This is a genomic window from Salmonella sp. NW177 (assembly GCF_051811585.1).
Classification (GTDB): Bacteria; Pseudomonadota; Gammaproteobacteria; order Enterobacterales; family Enterobacteriaceae; genus Salmonella; species Salmonella enterica.
This window is the reverse complement of the sequence record NZ_JAMMZV010000041.1, coordinates 1-267: the sequence shown is the minus strand read 5'-3', so window position 1 is coordinate 267 and position 267 is coordinate 1. Positions and strand designations below refer to the sequence as shown.

1 tRNA gene is annotated in these 267 nt (G+C 49.1%); it reads right to left on the bottom strand.

Going from position 1 to position 267, the window contains the following annotated elements:
• Positions 1–76, bottom strand: a tRNA-Lys gene (locus NA986_RS24415).
• Positions 77–267 lie beyond the last annotated feature (191 nt).

Genomic DNA, 267 nt, shown 5'->3' with positions numbered 1-267 from the left:
TGGTGGGTCGTGCAGGATTCGAACCTGCGACCAATTGATTAAAAGTCAACTGCTCTACCAACTGAGCTAACGACCCATACGGGTGCTGCCTGAAAGATTTTACTCGGACCATCTAAAGATGGTGGGTCGTGCAGGATGACTCGGCTTCGCCTCGCCCTACAGGTTGCTGACGCAACGTTATCCTTCACGTTCAACATCTGAGTTTGATGTTAAATTGGTGGGTCGTGCAGGATTCGAACCTGCGACCAATTGATTAAAAGTCAACTG